General features: G+C 53.5%; 20 protein-coding genes. 9 read left to right on the top strand and 11 right to left on the bottom strand.

Annotated elements, in window-relative coordinates; all coding sequences use genetic code 11:
- The first annotated feature begins 30 nt into the window (after positions 1 to 30).
- Complete coding sequence (locus LMED105_RS07090; protein ID WP_008249702.1) at positions 31 to 1848, top strand: glutamine--tRNA ligase/YqeY domain fusion protein; 1818 nt, start codon at positions 31 to 33, stop codon at positions 1846 to 1848.
- A gap of 44 nt (positions 1849 to 1892) precedes the next feature.
- A complete protein-coding gene (locus LMED105_RS07095; protein ID WP_008249704.1) occupies positions 1893 to 3950 on the top strand; it encodes a site-specific recombinase in 2058 nt (685 codons plus the stop codon).
- Between the two features lies 1 nt (position 3951).
- On the opposite strand, the gene LMED105_RS07100 is transcribed toward LMED105_RS07095, so the two are convergent.
- Positions 3952 to 4509 (bottom strand): cob(I)yrinic acid a,c-diamide adenosyltransferase, encoded by a 558-nt coding sequence (locus LMED105_RS07100; RefSeq protein ID WP_008249705.1) that lies wholly within the window; start codon positions 4507 to 4509, stop codon positions 3952 to 3954.
- Between the two features lie 266 nt (positions 4510 to 4775).
- Here LMED105_RS07100 and thiC point away from each other — a divergent pair, with 266 nt between their 5' ends.
- Together thiC and LMED105_RS07110 are read left to right on the top strand one after the other, a co-directional pair.
- Complete coding sequence (thiC, locus tag LMED105_RS07105) at positions 4776 to 6692, top strand: phosphomethylpyrimidine synthase ThiC (protein ID WP_008249707.1); 1917 nt, start codon at positions 4776 to 4778, stop codon at positions 6690 to 6692.
- Positions 6693 to 6956: 264 nt separating this feature from the next.
- Positions 6957 to 8267, top strand: a complete 1311-nt coding sequence (locus tag LMED105_RS07110; protein WP_008249709.1) for a hemolysin family protein — start codon at positions 6957 to 6959, stop codon at positions 8265 to 8267.
- Positions 8268 to 8341: 74 nt separating this feature from the next.
- On the opposite strand, the gene LMED105_RS07115 is transcribed toward LMED105_RS07110, so the two are convergent.
- From LMED105_RS07115 to LMED105_RS07125, 3 genes are all read right to left on the bottom strand, one after another.
- A complete protein-coding gene (locus LMED105_RS07115; RefSeq protein ID WP_198006810.1) occupies positions 8342 to 9328 on the bottom strand; it encodes a CsgG/HfaB family protein in 987 nt (328 codons plus the stop codon).
- Positions 9329 to 9495: 167 nt separating this feature from the next.
- Positions 9496 to 9816, bottom strand: coding sequence for a hypothetical protein (locus LMED105_RS07120; protein ID WP_008249712.1), 321 nt, complete (start codon positions 9814 to 9816; stop codon positions 9496 to 9498).
- Positions 9817 to 9913: 97 nt separating this feature from the next.
- Positions 9914 to 10501 (bottom strand): hypothetical protein, encoded by a 588-nt coding sequence (locus LMED105_RS07125; protein ID WP_008249715.1) that lies wholly within the window; start codon positions 10499 to 10501, stop codon positions 9914 to 9916.
- Between the two features lie 190 nt (positions 10502 to 10691).
- Here LMED105_RS07125 and nadA point away from each other — a divergent pair, with 190 nt between their 5' ends.
- Together nadA and nadC are read left to right on the top strand one after the other, a co-directional pair.
- Positions 10692 to 11873, top strand: a complete 1182-nt coding sequence (gene nadA / locus LMED105_RS07130) for a quinolinate synthase NadA (RefSeq protein ID WP_008249717.1) — start codon at positions 10692 to 10694, stop codon at positions 11871 to 11873.
- A complete protein-coding gene (gene nadC / locus LMED105_RS07135) occupies positions 11870 to 12736 on the top strand; it encodes a carboxylating nicotinate-nucleotide diphosphorylase (RefSeq protein WP_008249719.1) in 867 nt (288 codons plus the stop codon). The genes nadA and nadC overlap by 4 nt, the downstream gene beginning before the upstream one ends.
- Before the next feature lie 70 nt (positions 12737 to 12806).
- On the opposite strand, the gene nadB is transcribed toward nadC, so the two are convergent.
- From nadB to thiS, 5 genes are all read right to left on the bottom strand, one after another.
- Positions 12807 to 14408, bottom strand: a complete 1602-nt coding sequence (gene nadB, locus LMED105_RS07140) for an L-aspartate oxidase (RefSeq protein ID WP_008249721.1) — start codon at positions 14406 to 14408, stop codon at positions 12807 to 12809.
- Positions 14409 to 14513: 105 nt separating this feature from the next.
- A complete protein-coding gene (locus tag LMED105_RS07145; RefSeq protein WP_008249722.1) occupies positions 14514 to 16514 on the bottom strand; it encodes a bifunctional diguanylate cyclase/phosphodiesterase in 2001 nt (666 codons plus the stop codon).
- A gap of 87 nt (positions 16515 to 16601) precedes the next feature.
- Positions 16602 to 17306, bottom strand: a complete 705-nt coding sequence (gene trmB, locus LMED105_RS07150) for a tRNA (guanosine(46)-N7)-methyltransferase TrmB (RefSeq protein ID WP_008249724.1) — start codon at positions 17304 to 17306, stop codon at positions 16602 to 16604.
- Positions 17303 to 18118 (bottom strand): thiazole synthase, encoded by an 816-nt coding sequence (locus tag LMED105_RS07155; protein ID WP_008249727.1) that lies wholly within the window; start codon positions 18116 to 18118, stop codon positions 17303 to 17305. The genes trmB and LMED105_RS07155 overlap by 4 nt, the downstream gene beginning before the upstream one ends.
- A gap of 31 nt (positions 18119 to 18149) precedes the next feature.
- Positions 18150 to 18350, bottom strand: a complete 201-nt coding sequence (gene thiS, locus LMED105_RS07160) for a sulfur carrier protein ThiS (protein WP_198006816.1) — start codon at positions 18348 to 18350, stop codon at positions 18150 to 18152.
- A 144-nt stretch (positions 18351 to 18494) separates the two neighbouring features.
- Between thiS and arsS the strand changes: the two genes are divergently transcribed.
- On the top strand, positions 18495 to 19451 hold the full coding sequence (arsS, locus tag LMED105_RS07165) for an arsenosugar biosynthesis radical SAM (seleno)protein ArsS (RefSeq protein ID WP_040512743.1): 957 nt from the start codon (positions 18495 to 18497) through the stop codon (positions 19449 to 19451).
- Here the strand turns inward: arsS and LMED105_RS07170 are convergent.
- Positions 19415 to 20782: a hypothetical protein gene (locus LMED105_RS07170; protein ID WP_008249733.1), complete on the bottom strand. Its 1368-nt coding sequence runs from the start codon at positions 20780 to 20782 to the stop codon at positions 19415 to 19417. The genes arsS and LMED105_RS07170 overlap by 37 nt on opposite strands.
- 21 nt (positions 20783 to 20803) lie before the next feature.
- Positions 20804 to 20968: a rubredoxin gene (locus LMED105_RS07175; protein ID WP_008249735.1), complete on the bottom strand. Its 165-nt coding sequence runs from the start codon at positions 20966 to 20968 to the stop codon at positions 20804 to 20806.
- Between the two features lie 93 nt (positions 20969 to 21061).
- Between LMED105_RS07175 and LMED105_RS07180 the strand changes: the two genes are divergently transcribed.
- Together LMED105_RS07180 and thiE are read left to right on the top strand one after the other, a co-directional pair.
- Positions 21062 to 21895, top strand: a complete 834-nt coding sequence (locus LMED105_RS07180; protein ID WP_008249737.1) for a hydroxymethylpyrimidine/phosphomethylpyrimidine kinase — start codon at positions 21062 to 21064, stop codon at positions 21893 to 21895.
- The gene (gene thiE / locus LMED105_RS07185) at positions 21864 to 22574 is read left to right on the top strand and encodes a thiamine phosphate synthase (RefSeq protein WP_198006811.1); all 711 of its coding nucleotides are present in this window, start codon (positions 21864 to 21866) and stop codon (positions 22572 to 22574) included. The genes LMED105_RS07180 and thiE overlap by 32 nt, the downstream gene beginning before the upstream one ends.
- Positions 22575 to 22576: the final 2 nt, after the last annotated feature.

Genomic DNA, 22576 nt, shown 5'->3' on the forward strand with positions numbered 1-22576 from the left:
CATCAGCGCATTCGCCAACAGGATGTGCTGATGTCTGATTCTGCAAACAAAAATACCCATGCCGGGGCTGACAACGCCCCAGCCTCCAATTTTCTTCGCAACATCATCGATGCGGACTTGAAAAAGCCCGAGTACCAGGTGCGCCCGTGGGGCGGCCGGCCTGGCGGTGCCGATGCGCACGAAGGTGCGCCCGCTGACCCAGCAAGCATTCGCTTGCGTTTCCCGCCTGAACCCAACGGTTATTTGCATGTGGGCCACGCCAAGGCCATTTGCGTGAATTTCGGTTTGGCCAAGGAATACGGCGGCGCTTGCCACATGCGCTTTGACGACACCAACCCTGAAAAAGAAAGCGAAGAGTTTGCGGATTCGATTCTGGATGCGGTGCACTGGCTTGGTTTTCGGTGGGAAAACTTCGGCGACGACAACCTGTATTACGCCAGCGATTATTTTGAGTTTATGTATCTGGCGGCTGAGTTTCTGATCCAGGCGGGCTTGGCCTACGTGGACGAACAAAACGCCGACGACATGCGGGCCAATCGGGGCACCTTGAACCAAGCGGGTGTTGATTCACCGTTCCGCAACAGGCCTGCCGAAGAAAGCTTGGCCCGCTTCCGTGCCATGCGCGCCGGTGAATTGCCAGACGGTGCTGCCGTGCTGCGTGCCAAAATCGACATGGCCAGCCCGAACATGAACATGCGCGACCCGGCCATTTACCGCATTCGCCGTGCCTTTCACCACCGCACAGCCGATGACTGGTGTATCTACCCCATGTATACCTTTGCGCACCCCATTGAGGATGCGCTGGAGCGTATTACCCATTCCTTCTGTACACTGGAATTTGAGGACCAGCGCCCCTTCTATGATTGGTTGCTGAACAACCTGGCCAGCGAACACAAGGCGGCCGATGGTAGTGTACTGAAGCCCTTGTTGAGCCACCCGCTGCCCAAGCAAATTGAATTTGCACGTTTGAACCTGAGCTATGTGGTGACCAGCAAGCGCAAATTGCAGCAATTGGTGACCGAAAACAAACTCAGTGGATGGGACGATCCCCGCATGCCGACCATCGTGGGTTTGCGCCGTCGTGGGTATACCCCTGAAGCGATTCAGTTGTTCTGTGCCCGAATTGGTGTGTCCAAATCGGACTCCTGGATTGACTATTCCGTGCTGGAAGGCGCATTGCGCGACACGCTGGACCCAATCGCTCACCGCGCGGTGGCGGTGCTGGATCCTATTCCGCTGATTCTGGACAACGTAGACGACGACTGGGCCGACTTGTGTACAGCGCCGGTTCACCCGCATCACCCCGAGTGGGGCATGCGCCAGTTCACAATCGGCAAGCGTCTGTGGATTGAGGCAGAAGACTTTCAGGAGAACCCGGAGAAAAAGTTTTTCCGCCTGTTTCCCGGCAACAGGGTTCGATTGCGTTATGGCTATGTGATTGAGTGTACCGGCTGCGACAAAGATGAAAGCGGCAAGGTGACTGCAGTGCATGCCCAGGTGTTTCTGGATAGCAAATCGGGTACTCCGGGTGCAGATACCTACAAGGTGAAAGGCAATATTCACTGGGTGGATGCAGAGGACTGCCTGCCCGCCACGGTGCGCCTTTATGATCGCCTGTTTACCGAAGAGCACCCAGATTCAGGTGGCAAGAACTTCATGGACAGCTTGAACCCGAATTCACTGACTGAGGTGAAGGCTTACCTGGAGGCTGGCTTGAAAGACGCTTTCACTGGAACTGTTTACCAGTTCGAGCGCCATGGTTATTTCGTTCACGACCTGAAAGACAATACCTTGGACAACCCGGTGTTTAACCGGGCGACTACGCTGAAGGACAGTTGGAGTAAATAGCCAATTCATCGGGTACACTAGCCCTCGGACTAGGTATTCAGAATATGGCAACGAACCCAAACTACAATATTCGAGGTGCGCTGCTGACCATCCTGAACGGGATGGGTCCAGACAACGAGCACGAGGCGGACATTGCCCACCTGTGCCACCTCATGGAATGGTTTCGAGAAGGGGCTCCTGGCTCTGACTTCGAAATCGAGCGGCGATTCTCCATGCTGGTGGAGGCGCTTGAACAGTCCAATGACCTGCGCGTGCAGGTCAAAGGCTATCTTGAACAATTCCTGAAAGAATCACGTTACAGGTATACCTTTGCCGAGCTCGGCATTCTGGGCAGTGAAACTTTTGGCAAAGCGATGAAGAGTAGAATTTTTCAGCGTTTGCTACCTGCCACAGTAGACGACAAAACCGTGCGTGAGTCGCTCAACTTAATGTTCCCGAAAGCTGACGACCATGAGTGGCTCGGATCGATTTCTACAGAGAGCTGGACCCGGCTTTTCTTTTTGCTTGAGTGGCTTGATCCTCGTTTGCCAATCTGGTTGCGTATTCAACACGAAATGTTGGAAGCCCTTGAAATGTTGGCTGTTCGAATTGCGGCACTGGGAATTGAGGCTGAAGTAGTTAGATGTTTGGGTATGTCTGATCGGCACACATCCCCCTTCGTAGAGCAGCACCTAGAACTTCGCGCAATGATCGCGCAGGCTCATGAGCGCCTAAACCAACATGAGTCACTGGCAGATTTGGGTGATCATCTCGATGTTTTGCTTGATCAATGCACGGATCAAATCAAGAGAGCCTATGCGCAAGCCAAGGTGCTGGGAATTTCTGTGACTTTAAGCATGCATTTGATTCGTCTTGAGCAGTCTATTGCTCGCATGCGTAAGTTGTTGCAACTCACGGGTGCGCTACCCACTGAAAATCGGGTGAGCGTTTGTGTAGAATTTTTGTGTACCTTAACTCGAGAAGAGAATCGCAAACATTCCATCGCAGATCTTTGGCAAGGATTAACCGACAAGCTGGCTTTGCGAATTACTGAGCATGCGAGCAAGGCGGGCGAACATTACACCGCAGAGTCCAGGTCTGAGTATTGGCAAATGGGACGTGCTGCGGTGATTGGCGGTTTTGTAATCGCGATATTTGCGTTCATTAAAGTGTGGATGGTGGCGCTGAAACTTCCGCCATTTTGGGAAGCCATGATTTTTAGTTTGAATTACGGCGCCTGTTTTGTGGTCATTCATTTGCTACATGGCACAGTTGCGACTAAACAGCCTGCCATGACTGCCGCACGCATTGCATCTGCGATCGATTCCCGCAACGGTCGATTGCGCTCCATGGATGGCGTGGTCGATTTGATTGCCCAAGTTGCAAGAACGCAGTTTATTGCGATTGCAGGGAATATGTTGCTCGCCTTCTCTACTGCTTTGCTGATCGGGTACGGTTGGACATTATTATTCGGCTCGCCTCCCATTGATGAGGAAAAAAGGGATCTTTTCCTTCATCAGGTCAACCCTTTAGCGTCAATGGCCATACCGCATGCCGCAATGGCGGGTATCGCCCTTTTCTTGACCGGAGTCGTTTCGGGGTACTACGACAATTTGTGTATTTATGAAAGGGTGCCACTTCGCATTCGCAAGGTAATCTGGTTGCGCAAACTGCTGGGGGTTCAACGCTTAGCGCGGCTAGCCGATTATGCAGAGCATAACCTTGGCGCGATCATGGGAAGTTTGTTTTTGGGGCTTATGCTTGGCTCACTGGGGTTCATCGGCTTTTTATTAGGCTTGCCGATCGACACAACACACTTTGCATTTTCATCAGCCCAGGTCGGCTATTCCATGCAGGCAGGAGGGTTTGAGTCAGGGTTATCTGGCTTGTTGTTCGCTTTGGTAGGCGTTGCTTTGATTGGGGCGGGAAACTTGTCGGTCAGCTTTGCCTTGGCTTTGTATACAGCGGTAAAAGCGCGTGGCGTTCACCACTTGGGTGTTTTCGATCTGACCCGTAAGGTGGGCCTGCGATTTCTTAAGACACCCACGGAGTTTTTCTTTCCACCAACACCTAAAAAAGACAACTCTGGGCTGCAAAACGATTCAGTCACTGAGGAAAAATAAACTATTCAGGGCGGTTGAATCCTTTTTTCCACTGTACATCGCGAACGCCTTTTTTGTGGTGAATCCAGCGGGAGGCCACAAACAAAAAGTCGGAAAGGCGGTTCATGTACAGCAGCAGATCTTCGGGTAGTTTCTGTTGTTGATTCAGGTCGACCAACACACGTTCCGCCCTGCGGCAAACGGTGCGAGCCACGTGGGTATAAGCCGAGGCTTTGCTGCCGCCGGGCAAAATAAATTCTTCCAGGCGAGGCAGGGGCTCATTGAATTCCTTGATGAGGTCCTCCAGTCTTGCCACTGCCTGGGGAGGAAATACATCAAAGCCTGGCATGCAAAGGGCGGCTCCCAAATCAAACAGGTCATGCTGAATGCGGGTAAGTTCGGTGGCCAGTCGCTCGGGCAGGGCTTCGGTCAGTATCAAACCAAGGTGGCTGTTCAATTCATCGACATCGCCCATGGCATGAACGCGAAGGTCGTTTTTCGCCAAACGGCTGCCGTCGGCCAGGCCTGTCGTGCCATCGTCGCCAGTGCGGGTGGTGATTGAACTGAGTCTGTTACCCATTGAATTGCGTGATCCGATAAAGTTGAACAAAAAGAGCGCCTTGTGCAAACCGCTTATTGAGGTCTTTACGTGGCGGGCCTATACTTTGAGCTTATTGAAGTTTAACGCAGGGGTCCTGGCAAATTGTTGCCGGGTGAGAAAAACCCTCACACCTGTGCAGATAATGCTGTTTGCAGGAAGCGTTTCACTGGCTTACTCCCTAGGGTGGCTGGGTGGAATGTTTATGCACCCGGCACAAACACGATTCACGCCCAACAGGAGTATTAATGAGCGCCAATCCAGACTTTCTAGCCGCAACCGCCAAGGTTGACGAAGCTGCGGTCAAACCACTTCCCAATTCCCGCAAGGTCTATGTGCAGGGCTCCCGGCCCGACATTCAGGTGCCCATGCGTGAAATTTCACAAGACGACACGCCTACTTCATTCGGCGGCGAGAAAAACCCGCCAATTTATGTGTACGACTGCTCGGGCATATACACAGACCCCAATGCGAAAATTGACATTCGTTCAGGGCTGCCTGCGATTCGCAGCGCCTGGATCGAAGAGCGCAATGACACCGACCTGCTGAGTGGCCCGAGTTCCGAATATGGCATTGAACGCCTGAACGACCCCAAGTTGACCGAGCTGCGTTTTAACCTGCAGCGCAAACCCCGCAAGGCCAAGGCTGGCAAGAATGTGTCGCAAATGCATTACGCTCGCCAAGGCATCATTACGCCAGAAATGGAGTATGTGGCCATTCGTGAAAATCTGCGCCGCCAAGAGTACATTGAAAGCCTCAAACACGCTGGCGGGAAAATCGGCGCCAAGATGGTTGACCTGTTGACGCGTCAGCACCCTGGGCAGTCTTTTGGGGCGTCCATTCCCGAGCAGATTACGCCTGAATTCGTGCGCGATGAAATTGCCCGTGGCCGCGCGATTATTCCCGCCAACATCAATCACCCTGAAATTGAGCCGATGATTATTGGCCGCAACTTTCTGGTGAAAATCAATGCCAATATCGGTAACTCGGCAGTGTCTTCTTCAATTGGTGAAGAGGTCGAGAAAATGACCTGGTCCATTCGTTGGGGCGGCGACACGGTGATGGATCTGTCCACCGGCAAGCACATTCATGAAACCCGCGAATGGATTTTGCGCAACAGCCCAGTGCCGATTGGTACCGTGCCAATTTACCAGGCCCTGGAAAAGGTCAATGGCAAGGCCGAAGACCTGACCTGGGAAATTTTCCGTGACACGCTGATCGAGCAGGCCGAGCAAGGGGTGGATTACTTCACCATTCACGCCGGTGTTCGTTTGGCCTATGTGCCGATGACGGCAAGCCGCATGACCGGCATTGTGTCTCGGGGTGGTTCCATCATGGCGAAGTGGTGCCTTGCGCACCACAAGGAAAGCTTCCTGTACGAGCATTTCGAAGACATTTGCGAAATCATGAAGGCTTACGATGTGAGCTTCTCGCTGGGCGATGGCTTGCGCCCTGGCTCAATTTGGGATGCCAATGATGAAGCCCAGTTGAGCGAACTGCGCACTTTGGGTGAACTGACCCAGATTGCCTGGAAGCACGATGTGCAGGTGATGATTGAGGGCCCTGGCCACGTGCCGATGCAACTGATCAAAGAGAACATGGACATTCAATTGAAAGAGTGCCATGAAGCCCCGTTTTACACCCTTGGCCCACTGACCACCGACATTGCCCCTGGTTACGACCACATCACCAGTGGAATTGGTGCAGCGCAAATCGGCTGGTACGGCTGCGCCATGCTGTGTTATGTCACCCCCAAAGAACACTTGGGTTTGCCGAACAAAAAAGACGTGAAGGACGGCATCATCACTTACAAAATTGCAGCCCACGCTGCTGATTTGGCCAAAGGTCACCCCGGTGCACAAATCCGAGACAACGCCTTGAGCAAGGCCCGTTTCGAATTCCGTTGGGATGACCAATTCAATTTGGGTCTCGACCCCGACACGGCCCGTGAATTCCACGATGAAACCTTGCCCAAGCAAAGCATGAAAGTGGCCCACTTCTGTTCCATGTGTGGTCCGCACTTCTGCTCTATGAAAATTACCCAAGATGTGCGTGAATACGCCGAAAAGCTGGGAGTTTCCGAGAAAGATGCCTTGAGCAAGGGAATGGAAGAAAAATCGATTGAGTTCATCAAGAAAGGGTCTGAGATTTACCACAAGACCTGATTTTTAAAAGAAAAATTGACACCGCCCCCTCGTCTTTGTACGATTAGGCGGTGTTTTTTTCTTACAGGAGTGCTCGGGCCTTTCCCGACCGTATATGGATAGTTCCAGTTGTCGAAGTTGCTTAAACTTCACTCAGCCATCAATGGCTACCCCCCTCAAAGCGCCTGTTGCGCGTCGTTTTTCCAAGTCCTTCCTGCCTGGCAATGCTCAAACAAGCTTTGTGCTTGATGCCTTTGTTGCGCCCTTGAATATTGGAGTGTCGACATGGAAGTGCTGATTCTGATTGGTCTTATTGTGACCAATGGCTTGTTTGCCATGTCCGAAATTGCGCTGGTTACGGCCAGAAAGGCGCGTTTGGTGAAGTTGGCTGCAGAAGGCGACAAATCCGCTGCGGTTGCGCTTAAGTTGTCTGAAGATCCCACCAAGTTTTTGTCGACTGTGCAAATTGGTATCACATCGATTGGCGTGCTTAGCGGTATTGTCGGTGAGGCTGTATTGGCCAAACCACTGGCGCTCTGGCTGCAAACCTTCGGCCTGGAAGTGGCGATGACAGATGTGGTGTCGACTGCCATTGTGGTTGTTGGTGTTACCTATGTGTCAATTGTGGTCGGTGAACTGGTGCCCAAGCGTTTGGGGCAAATCAGCCCGGAGGTCATTGCCCGCTTGGTGGCAAGGCCCATGCAAATTCTGGCCATCGCTACACGCCCCTTCGTCATGTTTTTATCTTTTTCTACCCGTGGTTTATTGCGCATTATGGGTGTGAAAGAAAACACGGACAATGGTGTGACTGAGGAAGAAATTCACGCCATGCTGGACGAGGGTTCGGTTTCAGGCGTGATTGAAAGCAGCGAGCACACCATGTTGCGCAATGTGTTCCGCTTGGACGATCGCCAACTGGGTTCACTCATGATCCCCCGTTCAGATGTGTTGTATCTGGACATTCGCCTGCCTCAGGAAGAGAACCTGAAACGGGTGATTGAGTCGGAGTACTCGCGCTTCCCGGTGGTAGATGGCAATCTGGACAACCTGATTGGTGTTATTCACGCCAAGCAGGCTTTGGCTTACGCCGCGCAGGGCAAGATGCCCGACTTTTCCAGTAATTTGCAGCAGTGCGTGTTTGTGCCTGAAACCCTGACGGGTATGGAGCTGCTGACCCAGTTCCGCAGCAATAACATGGACATTGCTTTTGTGATCGACGAGTACGGCGAGCTTGAAGGCATTGTGACCCTGCATGATTTGATGGAAGCCCTAACCGGCGAATTTACCCCGCACAACAAGGAAGATTCTTGGGCAGTGCAGCGTGACGATGGATCCTGGTTGCTCGACGGCGCCATTGCCATTCTGGAACTGAAAGACACCTTGAACATCAAGAGTGTGCCAGAAGAAGAAAAGGGCCGTTACCACACCCTGAGCGGCATGGTGATGCTGCTGACTGGGCGCTTGCCAGCCACCGGAGACACGGTGGATTGGGAAGGTTGGCGGTTTGAAGTGGTGGATATGGACCAAAAACGAATCGATAAAATTTTGGCCTCACCGATCAAGGAAGGCGGCGAACAGGTCGATGAATCGGCCTAAGGCAGCAAACCAGCAAAAAAGCCTCAAGGAAACTTGAGGCTTTTTTGTTGCTGTGGCCGCAGTTTTACGAGCGATTAACGAATTTGTGGACGGTTGCCCCACAGCAGCTTTTCTTGCATTTCGCGGGTGGTATTGCTGGTTGATTCCTGAGACGTTGCAGGCGCAGCACCGCCACTTCCAAACAGGCCTTTTAATTCAGTGACTTCACTTTGTGATGATGCGGTTGCGGTGTTCTCATTGGCAGCTTCGCGAATGATTTCACCGGTGTAGGGGTCAATCACAACGCTGGGGTCTTGCTTTGAGGCCGTTGAAGCGGGTGGTGGTGTGAGCACAATGGGCTTGTTGCGCAATTCGCCGGATTTCGCTGTACTTAACCTGGCACAGCTTTGCGCTGACACATTGTTCATCTCGGTCAGCATGTTGAACACCGCATGCTCAATCACCATGCGAACCCCTTTTTGAATGGGTTCTTGCGTTCTTTCAGCAGCGCTGACATCGACGAGCCCATCGCTGAACAACCGGAAGTACCCACCATTCAATTCAGTGCCAATAATCTGTTTTTGAAGGCTTTGCGTATTCACCACTTCAAGCGTTTTGGTATTCACCACACGCAGGTCGACTGCCACGTTCATGACAAAGTAGCGGGCGGCTGCGCCAATGAATCGAATGGATGACTCCAGGCTGCCACTGCGAATGTTGTAATTCACCTCGGTGATGCCACCCACGATGTGATAATCAGAGCCGGGCAGGGAGCCTGAAAAAATTTGCCGATGCGCTTTGCTGTCCGGGTTGTCAGTGATGAGTTTGTTGTCGGCGTACTTCAATTCCATGTCGGCGATGGTAGTGTCGAACCGCTCGACCATTGGGACCCCGGTTTTTGCCAGAGCAGAAATCACCATCAAGGCTGCACCTTGTGTGATTCGTTTTCCGTTGACCAGGTCTTCTTTGCCTGTGAAGTCACTGACCCGCCCCACGGCAAAGCGTTTTGCATTGGGGCCTCGCCCGCCTACCAAGGGTTTCAGGCATTCAAGTGCAGGGCTGTAGCGGGTTGTGTTTTCCACTACGCTTGCCCCATCAAAGGGGCTGACGTACTCCGCTTCACTGAAAGAGGGGAGCGTTGTACAAGCACTGGCCGATGCGGCAATCACCGAGATCAATGCAAACTTTGGAAGCGGGTAGCGGAACATAGTGGGCCTTTGTGTATTCAAGAGCAGTAAGTAACTTGGAATCAGAAGCCGCCGTCGATGGAGGCGTTTTGAGAGCCGTTGTTGATCTGGGTGGCGGTAATGACAACGGTGTTGTTGTTGCCTTCGGTTTGTACATTGATCAAGTTGCCGATGGCCGTGGAGGCGAAGCCCCAGCCAGGTGATTCAACTTGGGTGCGGTTGAGGTTTGCGTCGCGGCGTGTGCCTGCAGGGGAGTCGATGTCGGTGACACTGCGCATGCCAAACGGTGTTTCGAATGAGCTGACATTGCCCTCAAAGGTTTGGGCATTTGCGCTGCTGAAGCCAAGGGCAAGGGTGGCAATACAAAGCTTGAGTAAATTCATTCGATGGTTTCCTTGATGTTTCCGGATGGTGTTAGCGGGGCGGTTTGCCCCAAGCGACCATTGGCTGTAGGTTGTCGCCCGGGGCAAGAAAGTTCAATTAAGGACGCGCGCTGCCAATTGAAATATTGTTGCCAACTGCAGTGGCTGAAGCTGTCAGGCGAGTGGGGTCCCAACGGTATTCAGCCACGGCCACGTTGTCGCTGACGTTGCACTGGGCCACTGACAATTCAGCCAGGCTGGCATTGTCAAGGTTCAGGCTGAAGTTGTTGCCAATTGAAACGGCTTCAATAAGTACTTCGCCGGTTTTTGATGTGCTGCGCTGTGACAGGTTGACCGAGGCCAGTTGATCGCCGTAGTTGCTTTGCGACACGTGGCGAACAGGCACAGTGGATGAGGATGTCAGCGAAATGGCAATGTTGTTGCCCACCGCTTGGGCTGAACCAGTGATGTTGCCGTTGTCGCGCATGACTACGTTTTGCAAATCGACGATCGCGGCGTTGGTACCGGTGTTGCTTTGAATGAAAATGCCGTTGTGGTTGTCGCTTAAATAATAGCTGCTGTCGAAATCAATGTTGGCATCGATTTCAACTTGACAGTCATTGCCTTGGCAGGTGGCGAAGGCGACTGAGTGCATGGACAGCATTGCAGCCAGGATGGACAACGATTTTAGGGATTGCTTCATCATGAAGTGTGCTCCAAGAATATTGATGGGGGCTTAAAAAGACAAAGAAAGACAACGGGGTTCGGGCATTTGGGCAACGAGCGCTGTCGCATTAATGAAAATGCTCCCTTTGAGTGACTGGGACCACTCAAAAGTTCAGATGGCCCTTCGTTCTGGATTCCCGGGATTTTCTGGGGCCAAGGGAGTAAAATGCATGCTTTCCTTGTCACCAACCGAGCGTTCCGTGAATCAAGTAGACATCAAGCCTGTTGAGTTCGATTTGCCGTCACAGGCCAGCCCCTCCACCAGTTGTAAACCCTCCCAGGCGTGGGCCCGCGTACCCCAGCAACCGGGGCCCGATGAAAGGGCTGCCTTGAAGGCAGAGATTAAGGCTTTGTTGAAGCAACGTGACGCCGTGCTCGTGGCCCACTATTACGTGGACTCCGAATTGCAAGACCTTGCCGAAGAAACCGGCGGTTGTGTTTCAGATTCCCTGGAAATGGCGCGTTTTGGGCGCGAGAGCAAGCAACAGAACCTGGTGGTGGCGGGCGTGCGATTCATGGGTGAAACCAGCAAGATTTTGAATCCCGAGAAGCGCGTGTTCATGCCAGATCTGGACGCCACATGTTCACTCGATCTGGGGTGTCCCTCGGAGGAGTTCAATGCATTTTGCGATCAACACCCCGATCGCACTGTGGTGGTCTATGCCAACACCAGTGCGGCCGTGAAAGCCCGCGCCGACTGGATGGTGACCTCAAGCATCGCCTTGGACATCGTGGGCCATTTGCATGCACAGGGGCAAAAATTGATTTGGGCTCCCGATCGGCATTTGGGTCAGTACATTCAGAAGCAAACTGGTGCCGATATGTTGCTGTGGCAGGGCTCGTGCCTGGTGCATGACGAGTTCAAGGCCGAGGAGCTGAAAATGCTAAAGGCTCAGCATCCGCAAGCCATGGTGTTGGTGCACCCGGAATCGCCTGCCGATGTGGTGGCACTGGCCGATGTGGTGGGCTCGACCACCCAGTTGATCAAGGCCACGCAAACGCCCGGTGTTGACACCTATATTGTGGCCACCGACAACGGCATTTTGCACAAAATGCGTCAGTTCGCCCCCGGTAAAACTTTGATAGAAGCACCCACTGCAGGCAATTCTGCGACTTGTAAAAGCTGCGCCCATTGCCCCTGGATGGCCATGAACGGTTTAAAGAACCTGCGCGACGTGTTGAAGACTGGATTTGACACGGGATTGGGTGAGGTACATGTGGACTCAACCTTGGCCACGCAGGCCTACCGTTGCATTGACCGCATGCTGGATTTTGCGAAAACACATGGTATTTCCGGGCCTCGTGGCCAGGGTCGCCTGGAGCAGGCACACAAGGGAGTGGGGCCAGCATGAGCCGTTCAGAACTTTTTCAATCGTTTGGGCCCGCGCTTGAGCTGGCTTTGCTGAAAAACGTGCACGATGCGATTGCCGAAGACATGGGCAACACCGACTGGACTGGTTTGCTTGTGCCCGAAGGCAAGTGGTGCAAGGCTCAACTGTTGTGCCGTGACAAGGCCGTGGTGTGTGGGCAAGACTGGTTCAATGGTGTGTTCAATACCCTTTGCCCGGGTGCGCATGTGCGCTGGCAGGTGCCCGAGGGACAGGAAGTTCAACCCGGCACTGTGGTGTGTGAAATTGATGCACATGCCCGCCCCTTGTTGACCGCAGAGCGTTCTGCAATGAACTATCTGCAACTGATGTCAGCCGTTGCCACCAGAACCAAACATTTCGTCAAGCTGATTGAAGGCACAAAAGCATCGATTCTGGACACCCGCAAAACGCTGCCGGGTATGCGTTTGGCTCAAAAGTATGCGGTACGGGTCGGGGGGGGGTTGAACCAGCGCCTTGCCTTGTACGACGGCATTTTGATCAAGGAAAATCACATTGCAGCGGCCGGTGGAATTGCACAGGTTTTGGCCAGTGCAGATGCCCTGGGCGCGCCGCATGTGAGCGTGCAGATTGAAGTTGAAAGTCTGGTTCAGCTTGAGGAGGCTTTGCAGGCTGGCGCCAAGTCGGTGCTGCTGGACAACTTTGGGCTAGAGGCCATGCGCGTTGCCGTGGAAGTGAACAAGGGCAGGGCCATTCTGGAAGCATCGGGCGGGGTGAACGAGCACACGGTGCGAGCGATTGCCGAGACAGGTGTGGACCGCATTTCGATCGGGTCATTGACGAAAGACGTCACAGCGGTGGATTACTCGCTGCGGGTGCTGGATTGACTGTTTAGCCAACTCGTCGAGGTTGCCGCGATATCGCCTACTCTGCGGGGTTGGCAATAAACACCCGCGTTCACTTCTTCTTCGGTCGTTGCAATACCGTCGGAAATGCTTTGGGCAGGGTGCCCGGGTAGTCTGCACTGAAATGCAGACCACGGCTTTCCTTGCGGCTCAGCGCACTGGTCACGATCAGATCGGCCACATCCACCAGGTTACGCAATTCCAGTAAATCCCGGCTTACGCGGAAGTTGCTGTAAAACTCCAGAATTTCCTCGCGAAGCAATTGAATGCGGTGTTGCGCGCGCTCCAGGCGCTTGTCGGTTCGTACAATTCCCACGTAGTTCCACATGGTCTGCCGCAGTTCGGCCCAATTGTGTGAAATCACCACTTCTTCGTCTGGGTCGGTCACGCGGCTTTCGTCCCAGTCGGGTAGTCCCATGGTTTCCCGGTGGGGTTTGGTCAGAATGTGGTTGGCAGCTGCTTGCCCCAGTACCACGCATTCCAGCAGGCTGTTGCTGGCCAGGCGGTTGGCGCCGTGCAGGCCGGTGTAGGCGGTTTCACCCACAGCATACAGGCCGGGAATGTCGGTTCGGGCGTTGTGATCAGTAACTACACCACCGCAAGTGTAATGTGCCGCTGGCACCACTGGAATACCTTGTTTGGTGATGTCGATGCCCAGCTCAAGGCAGCGTTTGTAAATGGTCGGGAAGTGTTTCTTCAGCTTTTCAGCTGGTTCGTGGCTGATGTCGAGGTACACGCAATCCAGGCCACGCTTTTTCATTTCAAAGTCGATCGCGCGCGCCACCACATCTCGCGGGGCCAGCTCGGCCCGTTCGTCGTGTTCGGGCATGAAGCGTGTGCCATCTGGCAATTTCAGCAAACCACCTTCGCCGCGCACTGCTTCCGTGATCAGGAAGCTTTTGGCATAAGGGTGGTACAGGCAGGTGGGGTGGAACTGGATGAATTCCATATTGGAAATTCGGCAGCCCGCGCGCCAAGCCATGGCAATACCGTCCCCAGTGGCAGTGTCGGGGTTGGTGGTGTAGTTGTACACTTTGCCTGCGCCGCCGCAGGCCAGCACAATGTACGGGCAGGTGAGGGTGAGCACGCGTTGTGACTGCTCGTCCAGAATATACGCGCCCAAAATACCGGCCTTTTTTTCGCTCAGCCGGTCGCCCGTGATCAGGTCGATCACCATGTGGTGTTCAAACAATTGAATGTTCGGGTGGTTGCGCGCCTTGGCTTCTAGTGTGGTTTGCACTGCGTCGCCTGTGGCGTCTGCCACATGCAGAATTCGCCTGCGGCTGTGGCCACCTTCCCGGGTCAGGTGAAAGCCGTTGGGTTCGGTGTTGCTGGGGCCTTCTTCGTCTTCGCGAGAAAAAGGTACCCCTTGCTCTACCAGCCAGTCGATGGATTTCGATGCATTTTCCAGAATGAATTGCACTGCATCGCGCTCGCACAGGCCGCCACCCGCTACCAGGGTGTCTTGTACATGTTCGGCCACGCTGTCGGCAGGGTCGCGCACAGCGGCGATGCCACCTTGGGCCCAACGGCTTGCCGAGTCGGAAACCGAGCGTTTGCAAATAATGGCCACTTTAAGCTTGTCTGCCAGTTGCAGGGCGGTGGTGAGTCCAGCCAAACCACTGCCAATAATGGCGACATCGAACTGTTTCATTTTCACGGTGATGCTTTGAATGTGTGAATTGTCATGCTCACATCATATCGAAGCATAGGGTGCCCGGGTCAAATACGACCAATTTTGATGTGCTATTTCCTTGGTTTACAGATGTTGAACCAGCTGGTCGTGGTTGCCAACCAGATGTTTCAGTTTGAATTCGTCAAATGGCATGGGCTTGGACAGCCAGAAGCCCTGAACGTAGTCGGCTCCCAGCTTTTTGACCAGGTCGAATTCTGCCTGTGTTTCCACCCCTTCGGTGGTCACCAGCAAGCCCATGATGTGACCCATTTCAATGGTGGATTCAAGAATGATCTGTCCATCTGTGTCCAGGTCTGCGCCTTGCACCAGCGATCTGTCGATTTTCAATTCGGTCACTGGAAAGCGTTTCAGGTAGGCCAGTGAAGAGTAGCCTGTGCCAAAGTCATCCACCGCGATCTGAAAATGCATCGCAGCCAGTTGGTTCAGTATGTCCAACGCTTGCTCTGGGTCTCGCATTGCGGCGCTTTCAGTGATTTCCAGCACTATGTGGCGCGATGCATCGGGTTGCAGACGATGTAGGTGTTGCATGAAATCAATCAGGCTGGAGTCTTCGAGATCCATGGCGGACAGGTTGACTGACAGCCTGATGTTTTGATTGGCGCACAGGTTGATGATGGCGTAGGTTTGTTTAAGAACCAAGCGTGTAATGTCGCGGATCATGCCGGTTTGCTCGGCGAGTTCCATGAAGGCGCCTGGTGCAATCAAGCCGTGAACAGGGTGATTCCAGCGCAACAGTACTTCCGCCTGGTTAATGCTGTTGGTACGCAGGTTTAATTTGGGTTGAAAAAACAGGCAAAACTCTTCGTCGGTAATTGCTTGGCGCAATTGGGCAATCAGTTCAAGCCGGTTGGCAGAACGCTGTTCAAGCCGTGCTTCAAAAACAATGCTGGTTTGGCGTGTTTTCTTGGCCAGCTGCCGGGCAATTTCCGCTCTGCGCATGAGTGTTTCCGGGCATTGGCCGTGCTCGGGATAGTGAGCAAGGCCTGCATGGCTCTGAATGTCAAGTTGGTAATCCTGTACTCGCAGTGAACCATGCAACATGCGTTTCAGGGTGTGCTTCTTTAGCATGCTTTCCAGCAGGTCGCGTGGTAAAAGCATGCAGAAAATATTGCCTTCAAGCCTTGCAATCACCAGGTTTTCCTGACAAATACGACTGGCCTTGCGTGCCACTTTGATCAACACCTTGTCGGCGACATCATGTCCCAGCACTTCATTGATATTGTCCAGGTTGTCGATTCCCCAGATCACGATGCTTAGCGGTTCGCGGGCACTTTGTGTGCGTTCTCGCAAGGCAAGGGTTAAATAGGCGCGATTGTCCAACCCGGTCAATTGATCCTTGTAGGCTGTGCGCCGAATGACTTTGTCGCGTTCTTGCAGGCTCCTCGCCATGTGGTTGAAGGTAAATGCCAGCTGGTTGATTTCGCCAATCGAACTCTCAGGAAGTCGCCAATCATAATTTCCCTCGGCCATCAGTTGTGCGCTGGTGGTAATTTCTCCCAAGGGTTGAGTGATCGATTGACTGATCCAGCGGCTGCACAGGGTGCTAATAACCAGTACCAAAGCGGCAAGGCCAAGAATGTCTTCAACTTGCATGCTGAGCAGTGAGGCATTCGGAATGTGAGTGGCCCACAAGGTGATGGTTTGGGATGTTTGCTCTGGGCTTAGTGTGGTTTCCATTGCATGCAGGCGAATGCCGTTGCCGCATTTGAATCGCTGAATCTGTGATCCCAAAGGGGCTTGTGAATGTTCGCAGGCTTTGGGCCAGTGCAATGTTTCTTTTGCACCTTCCAGATCGCCAGAGTGGTAATACACCGGGGTCATGGCCAGCGTGTGGTCGTGTCCCGAGGCGTCGTTGTGGTCAATGGCCTGTGCTTTGGCGGTCAGCAGTTGGTCAATGCGTTCGGCATGTTGCGCACTGAACTGATTGTTCAAAATGGCATAAATGCAAAGCGACAGTGCCACCAAGGCTGTGATGCAAACCAGCAACGTGCGTGAGTTAAGCGAGATAACGGCGCTATTGGCGATCAGCGCACGCAACAGCCCGTTTTTTTTCGATGAAAGCATGCCGTATGGAATTTGCGAGGTTGAGCCTGATTAAAGCAAATTCAGGCTCTGCAAGGCATACCGCAAGAGGGGAGGTCTGTTTGTGGTTCAGCGTACCCGGTACAAGAGGTCCCAAACACCATGACCCAACTTAATGCCACGGTTTTCGAATTTGGTCAGAGGCCGGTCGTTGGGGCGGGGTGCGAAAGGCGTTGAAGCCATGTTTTGCCAGTTGGGTGCCACACTGAGTACATCGTGCATGTGGTGGGCATAGTTTTCCCAATCGGTGGCGCAGTGAAGCACGCCGCCCGGCTTCATTTTCTTTGCCAGCTTGGCCACAAATTCGGGCTGAATAAGCCTGCGCTTGTGGTGGCGCGCCTTGCGCCATGGGTCGGGGAAGTACAACAGTACTTTGTCCAGACTGCTATCGGGAATCATGTCGCGAAGTACATCCACCACGTCGTGGCAAATGATGCGAATGTTTTCAATGTTTTCTTCTTCAATCAACTTGATCAGCGAACCCACGCCAGCGGTGTAAATTTCAACACCCAGGTAATTCACATTCGGGTGGGCTTTGGCAATTTTAGCGGTGGTTTCACCCATGCCAAAACCAATTTCAAGCCAGTTGGCTTGGCCGGTGGTACCCCATTGTGCGTCGAAATCAATTTGCATCTGGGCATTGTAGGCAATGCCCCACTTGGGCATGCCTTCTTCTACGGCACGTTCTTGGGCGCGTGAAATATGCCCCCGACGTTTCACAAAACTTTTGATGTGTTGGTCGCGAAACGGATTGTCGGGGGTTTGGTCTGTCATTTTGAACTGGAGGAAATAACGCCTTCCACGGGGGAAGAGGGGCTGGCCGTGTAAAACTTTTTCGGCATTCTACCTGCAAGAAAGGCCTCGCGACCGGCCTGCGTGGCCAAACGCATGGCACGGGCCATTTGAACCGGGTTCTGTGCCTTGGCAATGGCGGTATTCATTAGCACGCCAGCGCAACCCAGTTCCATGGCGATGGCGGCATCGGAGGCGGTGCCCACGCCTGCATCCACGATGACCGGCACTTGCGCTTTTTCCAGAATCAGGTTGATGTTCCATGGGTTCAAAATGCCCATGCCTGAACCAATCAGCGAGGCCAAGGGCATGATGGCCAAACAGCCTACATCCTCTAGCTTGCGGGCGTAAATGGGGTCGTCGGAGCAATACACCATTACGTCGAAACCATCGGCCACCAGTTCTTTGGCGGCAATCAGTGTTTCTTCCATGTCAGGGTACAGGTTGGTGGGGTCGCCCAGCACCTCGAGTTTGCACAGATTATGGCCATCCAGCAGTTCACGACCCAGGCGCAAGGTGCGCACCGCATCTTTGGCGGTATAGCAACCAGCCGAGTTGGGCAGGTAGGTGAATTTGTTGGGCGGAATGTAATCGAGAAGGCTGGCCTCACCTGCGTTTTGGCCGATGTTGGTGCGGCGGATGGCCACTGTCACAATTTCAGCGCCACTTTCAGTGATGGCCTCGCGGGTTTCATCGAGGCTGGCGTATTTGCCAGTGCCCACCAGCAAGCGGCTGGTGAATTCACGGCCACCTACTTTCCAGGTGTCGTTGTGCTTTTCAGTTGAGGTGTTCATGAGGGTACTGCTCCTGATTGGTACTGATTGTTTAGCCACCACCCACGGCAACCACAATTTCAAGGCTGGCCCCGGCGTTCAGTGGCGTGGTGGCGTGCTGGCTTTTGGGCACAATTTCACCGTTCAGTTCGACAGCGATGCGCTTGCCGGTGAGTTTGAGGCTTTCCACAAGGTGCGCCACAGTGCTGTTCTCGGGCATTTCACGATTTTCACCGTTGACTGTAACTTGAATCATGGCTTGAGCGAATGAGCTTGTGTAAGTTTGTTACTATCGATTAACGCGATAATCAAACCGGATCAATCTTGCTTGCAAGCCTTGATTCTCTCATTATCTGAAAACGAAATAACCGCGCGGCGCACAGAAACCGGAGCCTACATGCACTCAGTAGTTCATTTGTTGAAAAGTACCACCTTCCCCAGCGTGAAGCGCTTGAACCTGGAAACCATTCAGGTGAATCTGGGTTACCTGTGTAATCAAAGCTGTACACACTGCCATGTGAATGCAGGCCCCAATCGCACCGAGCTGATGCAAGACGAGCAAATTGGCCAGTTGATTGCCCTGATGAATCAGGGTTGGGTGAAAAAACTTGATTTGACCGGTGGTGCTCCGGAGATGAACCCGCGCTTCAAGCGCCTGGTGGTGGCTGCGCGCAAAGCAGGTGTGCATGTGATTGACCGGTGCAACCTGACCATTTTGAGTGAGCCAGGCTATGAGGATTTGGCTGAATTTCTCGCTGAAAATGAAGTTGAAATTTTTGCATCCTTGCCTTGCTACCTTGAAGACAATGTGGACAAGCAACGCGGCAAGGGTGTGTTCGATGCCAGCATTGCAGGCCTGCAAAAACTGAATGCACTCGGTTATGGCGACAAGCTGCGTTTGACCTTGGTGTTTAACCCGCAAGGTCCTTCATTGCCACCCCCGCAAGAAGCACTGGAAGCCGATTACAAGGCTGTGTTGTTCGAGAAGTTTGGCATTCGCTTCACCGGCCTGGTGACAATCACCAACATGCCGATTGCCCGTTTTGGCAGTACCTTGATCAGCAAGGGCACGTTCGAGACCTATATGAACACGCTGAAAGGTGCTTACCGGGAAAGTAACCTGGCGGCGGTGATGTGCCGCAGCCTGGTGTCGATTGACTACGAAGGCACGCTGTACGATTGCGACTTCAACCAGCAACTGGGTTGGCCTGTGCGCGATTCACAGGGCAGGGCGCTGACGTTGGCTGATTTGACGCAGACCGCGCTTGATTCCATCGAAGTGGTGGTGGGTGACCATTGCTATGGCTGTACCGCGGGTCAGGGCAGCAGCTGCGGTGGTGCCTTGGCTGCTTGATTGTTTGGCGAGGCCAGTGCTGTGTGCTGGCTTTGTTCCATCAGGCGTTTGGCCAGGCGAAGGGCGCTTTCTGATTCTTGCGATGCAGATTCGGCCACCTGTTCAACCTGGCTCAGCAGGTTAGACCACGCGGTTTGATTCACAGCCATGTACTCGGCCAGCTTGTTTGATTCATGCTGCCCGGCATTTATTTTTTGGCTGGCCAACACCAAACCCTCAATCGATTCTTTCAGGGCCTGTTGGCTTTGCTCGACCAGTTGCTGCAATTGCCGGTTGTTTTCGGGTTCGGTCAGGGTCAATTCCATTTGTGAGGAATCCAGCCGGCCCAGCAGCTGGCGGCTGACCTCGCCGGCTTTCCGCAAGCCCTGCGCAGCGCTTCGAATGTCAGCGCGCAAACCTTCAAGTTGGGTTTGCATGATTTCCATGTGGTTTTCGGCTTTGGCGTTGCGTTGCTCGCTGTTCAAGGTTGATTTCACCACTTGGGTGCCTTGGGTAGACAGCTGGTGAAATGATTTTGCAAACTGCAATACCGCCCGCCCGCTCTGGTTCAGTTCTTCAAGTTGTTGGCCAATTTGCATCAGCGTGCCGCGATGCTCCAGTTGCTGATTGCTGTTCAGCGCTTTCAGCACACCTTCAAGGGCCGCGTGGGCTCCCTCCCGTTTCTGGTCGTTTTCTTGTTGGCTATGCAATGCGCGGCTCAACATTTGTACGCGACGACCCAGGGCAAGTGTTTTTCGATGGGTGTTCCATTGAACGCCCAAGGCAAAGCCAATCGAAGCCAGCAAGGTCGCAAGGCCGAATACCAAGACAAGGTAACCGTTGGTGGCTTGGGCAATGTGTGCTTTAAGTTGGGCCAGTTTCGGCAGTGTGTCCAGCCTAAGCTGTGTCTCCAGCTGGCGCTGGGTTTCCAGATCTGAATTGATGCCGGCCACGGGGCGCGACAGTGCTTCAATGCTTTGAGTAAGCAACACTTGCAGGGTTTGGCTGTGCAGGGCACCGAACCACTGAATTCCCTTGTTTTGCTGGCTGACCTCTTGGCCCAAACCCAGCAGGGCCTTCAGGCCCTGAGGTTGAACGGTTTCACTGCCTGGGCCATTGAGGGCCAGCAATTCTTGTTGAATGCGACCTTCAACCAAATTGATTTGGGCCAGCTGTGTATTGCGAATGTTGTCCGATTGGCTTTTGGCGAACAGGCCTACCGTCAACAAAACCAGGGCTGCGATCAGCAAACCTGCTGAAAACTGCCCTAGCTGCCGAACAAACTTGGGCCTGACCGGCGTTGGGGCGTGGTCTTCAAACGCTTTGGCGGGGTCGGCTTGTGGTTCGGTCATTGATCCATTGGTTTTCGGAGTTTAGATTTGAGTCATCTCGAAATCTTCTTTGCGGGCGCCACATTCCGGGCAAACCCAGTTTGGTGGAACATCTTCCCATTTGGTGCCAGGGGCAATGCCTTCGTCGGGCACGCCAGCCGCTTCATCGTATACCCAACCGCAAATCAAACAAATCCAAGTATTCATTCTGAGCTACTTCCAGAAAAAAAATTGCAACGGGTGGATAATACTGAGTTTGGCAGCCGACTACAAAGGTTGTCGGTCTTTTTTGGGTTTTGAATGACACTGACTGTACCCTTGGTGCTGACCTTTTCAGCATCAGATCCCACTGCTGGCGCGGGTTTGCAAGCCGATGCCTTGACTGTTTCCGCTCTTGGCGCACATCCCCTGACCATTCTGACCGGGCTGACAGCCCAGAACACGGCGGGAGTGGCGCGCTTCGAGGCGTGTACCCCCGACTGGATTGATGATCAACTCACTGCCTTGCTGGACGATGGCATTTCGCCCAGTGCCATTAAAACCGGGGTGTTGGGCAGCACGGCGGCTGTGGCAGCGGTGCTCAAAGCAAAAAGCCTGTGGCCTTCGGTGCCGTTGGTTGTAGACCCCGTGCGGGCCTCCGGCCGGGGCGATGCCTTTGGCGGACAAGGGCTGTTCGACTACTACAGAAATCAGCTGTTCCCTGCGGTCGATTTGCTGACCCCCAACTGGCCCGAGGCACAGGCATTTACCGGAGCACAAACGGTGGATGAAGCCGGTGAGCGCCTTTTGAAAATGGGATGTAAGGCTGTGTTGTTGAAAGGCGAGCACCTGGAGTCTGGCGATATTGTGAATCGTTTGTATAGGCCTGGTCAGCCGGTTGTTGAATTTCCTTGTGAACGCCTGCCAGGTCAATATCATGGCTCGGGCTGTACCTTGGCCAGTGCCTGTGCCGTTGGGCTTGGTCAGGGTTTGAGCGTTCAAGAAGCTGTAGAGCTGGCACTGGAATACACTTGGCAAGCCCTCAGTTGTGGTTTTGTGGTGGGCAAAGGCCAGTTGATTCCCGATCGCATGCACTTGATGCAACATTTGGAAGACGATGGCTATGACAGTGATGAGAACACGATTGAAGAATGAACTGGACACTCGACTGAGCACGCGACTGATCAAGGGCGTTTACGCCATCACGCCCGAGCGCTCGGCCCTGTGGACTCCTGACGCAATCGTTGATTGTGTGGCGGCGGCGCTGGATGGAGGGGTACGTTTGTTTCAGTGCAGGCAGAAAAATTGGCAGCAAGCGGAGTTGATCGAATTGGTCGGGCAGCTTGATGCCCTGTGCGAGAAGTACGATGCCGCCCTGATTTTGAATGATGTGCCCTCTGAGGAGTTCGCGAAGTTTGAGGGTGGTGCGGTGGCTGGTGTGCATTTGGGTAAAACCGATGAGGCCATTCTGAAGGCGCGAAGCAGCCTAGGAAGTAAATGGGTGGTGGGTGCTTCTTGTTACAATCAGTTTGAAATGGCCGAACAGGCCGTGCGTGAAGGTGCCAGTTACGTGGCTTTCGGAGCCATGTACCCAAGCGCCACCAAACCCAATGCAGTGCGCGCTGAACTCGATTTGTTTGGCAAGGCTCGCAGTCTGGGTGTGCCGGTTGTGGCCATTGGTGGAATTACGATTGAGCGGGTACCCGAATTGATGAAAGCTGGCGCACATGCCGTGGCTGTGGTCAATGGTTTGTTTGGAATGGAACCCAATGCTGAGCAGGTTTGTAGTGTGGCACAGCAGTGGGTTGAGGCAGTCAATGGATGCCATCAATAATT

It is taken from the genome of Limnobacter sp. MED105, assembly GCF_000170915.1.
In the GTDB taxonomy this organism is placed as follows: domain Bacteria; phylum Pseudomonadota; class Gammaproteobacteria; order Burkholderiales; family Burkholderiaceae_B; genus Limnobacter.

Coding starts and splice junctions, on each gene's coding strand:
- LMED105_RS07090 (WP_008249702.1), top strand. CDS start 31: ATGTCTGATTCTGCAAACAAAAATACCCATGCCGGGGCTGACAACGCC.
- thiC (WP_008249707.1), top strand. CDS start 4,776: ATGAGCGCCAATCCAGACTTTCTAGCCGCAACCGCCAAGGTTGACGAA.
- LMED105_RS07120 (WP_008249712.1), bottom strand. CDS start 9,816: ATGAATTTACTCAAGCTTTGTATTGCCACCCTTGCCCTTGGCTTCAGC.
- LMED105_RS07175 (WP_008249735.1), bottom strand. CDS start 20,968: ATGAATACTTGGATTTGTTTGATTTGCGGTTGGGTATACGATGAAGCG.
- arsS (WP_040512743.1), top strand. CDS start 18,495: ATGCACTCAGTAGTTCATTTGTTGAAAAGTACCACCTTCCCCAGCGTG.
- LMED105_RS07095 (WP_008249704.1), top strand. CDS start 1,893: ATGGCAACGAACCCAAACTACAATATTCGAGGTGCGCTGCTGACCATC.
- LMED105_RS07110 (WP_008249709.1), top strand. CDS start 6,957: ATGGAAGTGCTGATTCTGATTGGTCTTATTGTGACCAATGGCTTGTTT.
- thiE (WP_198006811.1), top strand. CDS start 21,864: ATGACAGTGATGAGAACACGATTGAAGAATGAACTGGACACTCGACTG.
- trmB (WP_008249724.1), bottom strand. CDS start 17,306: ATGACAGACCAAACCCCCGACAATCCGTTTCGCGACCAACACATCAAA.
- LMED105_RS07125 (WP_008249715.1), bottom strand. CDS start 10,501: ATGATGAAGCAATCCCTAAAATCGTTGTCCATCCTGGCTGCAATGCTG.
- LMED105_RS07145 (WP_008249722.1), bottom strand. CDS start 16,514: ATGCTTTCATCGAAAAAAAACGGGCTGTTGCGTGCGCTGATCGCCAAT.
- nadC (WP_008249719.1), top strand. CDS start 11,870: ATGAGCCGTTCAGAACTTTTTCAATCGTTTGGGCCCGCGCTTGAGCTG.
- LMED105_RS07180 (WP_008249737.1), top strand. CDS start 21,062: ATGACACTGACTGTACCCTTGGTGCTGACCTTTTCAGCATCAGATCCC.
- nadA (WP_008249717.1), top strand. CDS start 10,692: ATGCTTTCCTTGTCACCAACCGAGCGTTCCGTGAATCAAGTAGACATC.
- LMED105_RS07155 (WP_008249727.1), bottom strand. CDS start 18,118: ATGAACACCTCAACTGAAAAGCACAACGACACCTGGAAAGTAGGTGGC.
- nadB (WP_008249721.1), bottom strand. CDS start 14,408: ATGAAACAGTTCGATGTCGCCATTATTGGCAGTGGTTTGGCTGGACTC.
- LMED105_RS07100 (WP_008249705.1), bottom strand. CDS start 4,509: ATGGGTAACAGACTCAGTTCAATCACCACCCGCACTGGCGACGATGGC.
- LMED105_RS07170 (WP_008249733.1), bottom strand. CDS start 20,782: ATGACCGAACCACAAGCCGACCCCGCCAAAGCGTTTGAAGACCACGCC.